The sequence below is a fragment of the Waterburya sp. genome, from assembly GCF_058530065.1.
On sequence record NZ_JBZNBU010000370.1, the window covers coordinates 1 to 5,251 of the forward strand.

Consider the following 5,251-nt stretch of genomic DNA (forward strand, 5'->3'; position numbering starts at 1 on the left):
CTAAGTGGCATGATCGCAAAATTGGTGCAATTAATAGATGGTTTCCATCAACAAAACGCTGTCATCCTTGCGGGTATGTCATGGACAAGCTACCTCTAAGCGTTAGAGAGTGGAAATGTCCCAAGTGCAATAGCCTAAACTCGAGAGATTTTAACTCAAGTCTGAACATTTTAGCCCTTGGGCAAAGGGTTTTCGCTTGTGGAGATACCTCTGGTAGGGATGGGTCTTTGACCGATCTAGCTATGTATCGCTGAAGCAAGAATCCCCCGAATCCGCTACGCTAAATTCGGGGGAGTGTCAAAAAAGCAACATCGGGGATAATTGCCAAAATTAAAGATTTGTATACCAAAGAAGCTCTAGTAAACTGCCAATAATTACATATTAGCTAAAATGTTTGCCGAATTTGAACCTGAATTTTGACCAATAATTAAAATAATTGCGCTCGGGATTGAAAGGATAATTAACCAAGTTAGGATTGAGCCGTTTTAAAATTGCTACTTGAACAAGAGAATCAAGTCTTTGGTCTTCGGGAATGCTGAGTAATAAACTATAAATGCGGGCTGCATTGAGAATGGGAAATCTGACTAGATCCGAGAGATCGTAGACTTGTTCTTTGCTACTCAACCAACCAGCCTGACGTTGTTCGAGAAAAAAGCGATCGCGCCAATCTAAATTTGCTTGGGGATGTTTTTGCACCCAGGTTAACCAAGCTACCATTCCCGCTACTGCGGAAGATTGGGGAGGTTCGTTGAATAGTTTGGCAATTTGTATCGCACCAGCCTGGGGAGAAGTAAGAGTGGGGGGTAGCTGACGCAGAGTGTGAAAGCCACTAGCGATCGCAAATCCATGTCCGCCAAAAGATATTCCCTTTAGATTATCTCGTACGCCCATGATAAAAGGTTCGGCATCTCCTTCAGAAACGTTATTCCCCGAATGTTTTTTGACCAGATTGTATCGAAGTTCTCTTTCTTTGGGTGGTTTATTTTGTAAGTATAGATGGGGAATACGGCATTCTTTAGCAAGCTTGGGAGGAAGGATAAAATCTGCTAGAGACATTCGCCCTGCAATTCTCGTAAAGGTAGTAAACTCAATCCCAGCAGTTTGAGCGATCGCTAGCATTAAACGAGAGTCATAACCTGCGGTTAAACCCAACCAAATCGGATGCTCTAATGTAGCTAAGTTTTGTAAGGCTGTGACTAGGGCGTTTTTAACCAAATCTAAGCTTGTTTCATAATCGCAATCTAAATCTATTTCTGGCATCAGAAGGCGAGGCGAAATTTTTCCTGTAGTAAAATTAATTATCTGACTGGCTAACAATCTTTTGATTTGGGGGTAGCCAGAATAGGGAGGCGTATACCAAGAAATACCGCCACCATAAACTAAATTGCGCTCGTCTTTATCTGAAGTAGCAAGAATTTTGGCTAACAGGGTTGGACTACTTGACAACCAGAATTCTCCAGAAGCTTTTTCTCCATAGAAACAGCCCAGCAAACCATTGGCATCTAAGTGTATTTCATCTCTACCAATTAATAGCCATCGCCCAGCCCAAGCGGAGTATCCTGCGATAACTTCCTCTGTAGATCTTTGGGAGATCGATACTTCTGGGGCAAAATTAACTTCAGTTTCAATTGCCATTCCCAGCAAACACCACTCAACTCCATCGCGATCTTTAGTCCAGCTTATTCGCAGATCGGGGCAATAGGAAAGCCAATAGTTATTTGCTAGCTTATAACTTTGCCAATCTTGACGCGCATAAAAAGAAGATGTACCGATAACAAATTGTCGGCGATGGGGTTTGAGTAATCGATCTTTCATCTATTAATTAGTATCGAAATTAAGCTTGATTTTTAATAATCCAAGTGCGTGGTTGATAAAATAAACTTTGGCTGATTATTTCCGATGTATTGACGGTAAAACGAAAAGATTCGATCACATCGAAAGAGCAGACACCACTTCTGAGATAAATACGGGCGGTATATTTTCCTGGAGTTAAACCTAGATAGGGCATTTGCAGTTGTATTTCACCACTTCCAGGGGAGATATTAAACAGGGAATTATCGCTCTTCGCAGTAAGATATAAAACTAGATTTTGTTCTCCTAAAACCTTTCTGACTTTGATACCTAAGTTGAGATTTTCTATATGTTTGGTAGATTTATATTTGACGCAAAAAGTTGTGGGTTGACCGCATAAAGGATTTTCTAAAATGTCGGTGTTGCGATCGCGAAAATATATTTCTAGGATATCTAAACCCGAACTTTCTGCGGTTGTTTTAACAGGAAGAATTAGACGCGAAGTAAAGTCATGTTTCTCTGGTTCGCTAAAAGCTAAATCTTCTTCGTATTTTTTAATTACTGATTCGGTATTTCCCGCAGCTAATAAGCGTCCCTTTTGTAGATAAATTGAAGAGTCGCAAATATTTAAAATACTATGAGAGTTATGGGAAACTAAAATAAAAGCCGTCCCTTGTTTTTTAAGTTTTGCCAATCTTTGATGGCACTTCATTCTAAATTTAATATCCCCTACAGATAGCACTTCATCTATTAATAATATTTCTGGTTCGACATGAATCGCACAAGCAAAACCCAACCTAGCAGACATTCCCGAACTATAGGTTTGTACGGGAGCATCGATCGCCTCCCAGAGTTCGGCGAAATTTACCACAGCATCGAATTTTTCGTCTATTTCTGACTTATTCATGCCTAAAATAGACATATTGGCATAGATGTTTTCTCTTCCTGTTAGTACTGGATTAAAACCCGCACTTAAAGCAATCAAAGGTGCAACTCTACCTCGAACTTTTATCGAACCAGTATCGGGATTAATTAAACCACTTATAATTCTTAAAAGAGTACTTTTACCCGCACCATTTGCCCCAATTAAGCCCAAAGCTTCGCCTTTTTTTAGTTGAAAGCTAATATTTTTTAACGCCCAAAACTCGCGATCGCGCAACTTATGACTGTTTCTCGATACACCAATTATTTCTGAAGTAATATCTTTAACTCCATAAAACAAAGAATGCTTTAGGTCGCGACAAAATTTCTTCGATAGATTATTAATATCGAGAACTACATCGTTCTTTTTTTTTCTATCATCTTTAGCTATCTTTTCTAATTCAGTTACCATTTAATGTTAAATTGCTAAATGCTCAATGTTTAATGCTCAATGTTTAATGCTCAATGTTTAATGTTTAATGTTTAATGTTTAATGTTTAATGTTTAATGTTCAAGAGCTTACCCTTTCAATGGCATAAGGCATTGCCAAACGAAAGAAAATCCAAGTAACTAATAAACCAATAAAAGTAATAATACTAACTACCCAAAAACCAAAAGTTTGGGTTAATGTTCCTGTAGTAGCTAATTCTCTAATGGTAACCAGCAAAGGAGTAACGGGATTATACTTAACCAGACTGGCAAAAGTACCTTCAGTGGGTACGGGATAAACTACGGGAGTAATAAATAACCAGAGGCTAGAGATCGTAGTCATTCCTTTGGAAATATCTTGGTATAAAATTCCTAAAGGTGCGATTAAAACTCCAATAAATGTACCCAGCATAATTAAATGAACTAGAGCAATGGGAGCTAAGATAATGCTGGGAGATACCTTAACTTTAAAATAGATAAATAAACCAACAATTAAAATTAGTTTAATGGCAAAATTAAAGCCAACTTCTCCTAATTTACTGAGAATAATTGCTTCTCTAGGAAAGTTCACTCGTGCCAGCATTGGTTTTGCTTGGGTAACAGCTACAATAGGCGCGTTTAAAGCTTCCACAAAAGTCTGCCATAGAGAAGTACTAAACATCACATAAGCAGGATAGGGAAGATCTGTTTTACCAATATTAATTATGTTGGATTCTCCAGCAAGAGTAAATCCAATTGCCATAAAGATCGGCGGTAAAAATGCCCAAAATATACCTAAGAATGATTGTCGATATTGAGCTTTGATATCGCGAATCATCAATTGCCAAGCTAACTCCCTAGAAGCAAGAAGATCGCGCCACATTAGCTTGAATAAAATTAACGGGTGTTTGATTTTACTTTTGGGAGTATATATTTTTTCATTTATCATTGAACATTTATCATTTATTAGTAGTTAGTAGTTAGTAGTTAGTACGGGCGAACGGCTGTTCGCCCGTACAGTTATTAGTTGTTAGTAAAGTTTAATTTTAGTGATTTTTTTATTGTCCATTTAATTAAATCTTGAGTATATTTTTCCCCTAAGATTGGAGGATAGGATTTTAAGGCTTTGAACAGATAGGCGATCGCATCTTTGATACTCAATAAATCTCGACCATATTCGAGATATTGCTGGGTGCAGTATTGATAGATCCAAGCTAAAGTTTGTTTTTTTTGGGGTTGTTCTTTGGTTAATAAACGACTGTAGGTTTTGTCTAGCATAGTAATTAACTGGTGTTCGATTGCATCTATCTTAGAAGTCATAGAATTAGTCGATTGTCGATAGTAAATTTGATGTTGGGGAACGACTACAAAATTATATTTATCTGCCAATCTTAAGTAATAATCCCAATCGGCACAGTGAGGAAAACTAGAATCGAAAAATCCTGTTTTTTTGACTGCTTGACGGCGAATTAAAGGATTAGATCCGTGATGGAGAAAGTTTCTTTTGAGAAGTTGTGACTGGACATTTCCTTGATGATAAATTGCTTCGCTAGCAAAACATTTTCCTTTATGTTCGTAACTAAAATACGTCCAACTATAAGCCACTCCCACTTCGGGATTATCGATTAAGGCTTGCAATTGTGAGGCGAGTTTATCTTTTGTCCACCAATCATCGGCATCGAGAAAGGCAATATATTCTCCCGTAGCTTTTTTTATACCTCTATTTCGCGCTTCGGATACCCCAGCATTGGGATAATCATAGACTTTTATTCTCGGATCTTTAAGGCGATTGACTACTTCTAAAGTATTATCTGTCGAACCATCATTAATAATAATTAGTTCCCAATCTCGATAGGTTTGTTCGATAACAGATTTTATAGTTTGAGTAATAGTAGAACTGGCGTTATAGGCTGGTATAATAATTGATATTAAGGACATTGGGTAATGGGTAATAGGTAATTTTTCGATCTGATTGATGATTGTTATGGCTTTAAGTAATAGGTAATAGGTAATAGGTAATAAGTTTTTTGAAGGTATTTTTAATTAATTGTTTGGTTAAATATTGGGTAAAAGGTTCGATCGCATTGGCAGGGTAAACTACAATCGCTCGGTATAAATTGAAAGCTGCTAG

Annotated in this window: 5 protein-coding genes; 1 reads left to right on the forward strand and 4 read right to left on the reverse strand. The window is 37.5% G+C overall.

Going from position 1 to position 5,251, the window contains the following annotated elements:
- A partial coding sequence (locus tag AC33VI_RS22250) for a zinc ribbon domain-containing protein (protein WP_491784452.1) occupies window positions 1–254 on the forward strand: 254 nt, incomplete at its 5' end.
- A gap of 127 nt (window positions 255–381) precedes the next feature.
- Here the strand turns inward: AC33VI_RS22250 and AC33VI_RS22255 are convergent.
- From AC33VI_RS22255 to AC33VI_RS22270, 4 genes are all read right to left on the reverse strand, one after another.
- The gene (locus AC33VI_RS22255) at window positions 382–1,815 is read right to left on the reverse strand and encodes a hypothetical protein (RefSeq protein ID WP_491784453.1); all 1,434 of its coding nucleotides are present in this window, start codon (window positions 1,813–1,815) and stop codon (window positions 382–384) included.
- A 19-nt stretch (window positions 1,816–1,834) separates the two neighbouring features.
- Window positions 1,835–3,124, reverse strand: coding sequence for an ABC transporter ATP-binding protein (locus AC33VI_RS22260; RefSeq protein ID WP_491784454.1), 1,290 nt, complete (start codon window positions 3,122–3,124; stop codon window positions 1,835–1,837).
- Window positions 3,125–3,223: 99 nt separating this feature from the next.
- Window positions 3,224–4,069, reverse strand: coding sequence for an ABC transporter permease (locus tag AC33VI_RS22265; protein ID WP_491784455.1), 846 nt, complete (start codon window positions 4,067–4,069; stop codon window positions 3,224–3,226).
- Window positions 4,070–4,143: 74 nt separating this feature from the next.
- Window positions 4,144–5,058: a glycosyltransferase family 2 protein gene (locus AC33VI_RS22270; protein WP_491784456.1), complete on the reverse strand. Its 915-nt coding sequence runs from the start codon at window positions 5,056–5,058 to the stop codon at window positions 4,144–4,146.
- Between the last annotated feature and the right edge of the window lie 193 nt (window positions 5,059–5,251).

What these genes read in the sequence shown, in the direction of transcription:
- AC33VI_RS22255 (WP_491784453.1), bottom strand. Translation starts at nt 1,815, where the DNA reads ATGAAAGATCGATTACTCAAACCCCATCGCCGACAATTTGTTATCGGT.
- AC33VI_RS22260 (WP_491784454.1), bottom strand. Translation starts at nt 3,124, where the DNA reads ATGGTAACTGAATTAGAAAAGATAGCTAAAGATGATAGAAAAAAAAAG.
- AC33VI_RS22265 (WP_491784455.1), bottom strand. Translation starts at nt 4,069, where the DNA reads ATGATAAATGAAAAAATATATACTCCCAAAAGTAAAATCAAACACCCG.
- AC33VI_RS22270 (WP_491784456.1), bottom strand. Translation starts at nt 5,058, where the DNA reads ATGTCCTTAATATCAATTATTATACCAGCCTATAACGCCAGTTCTACT.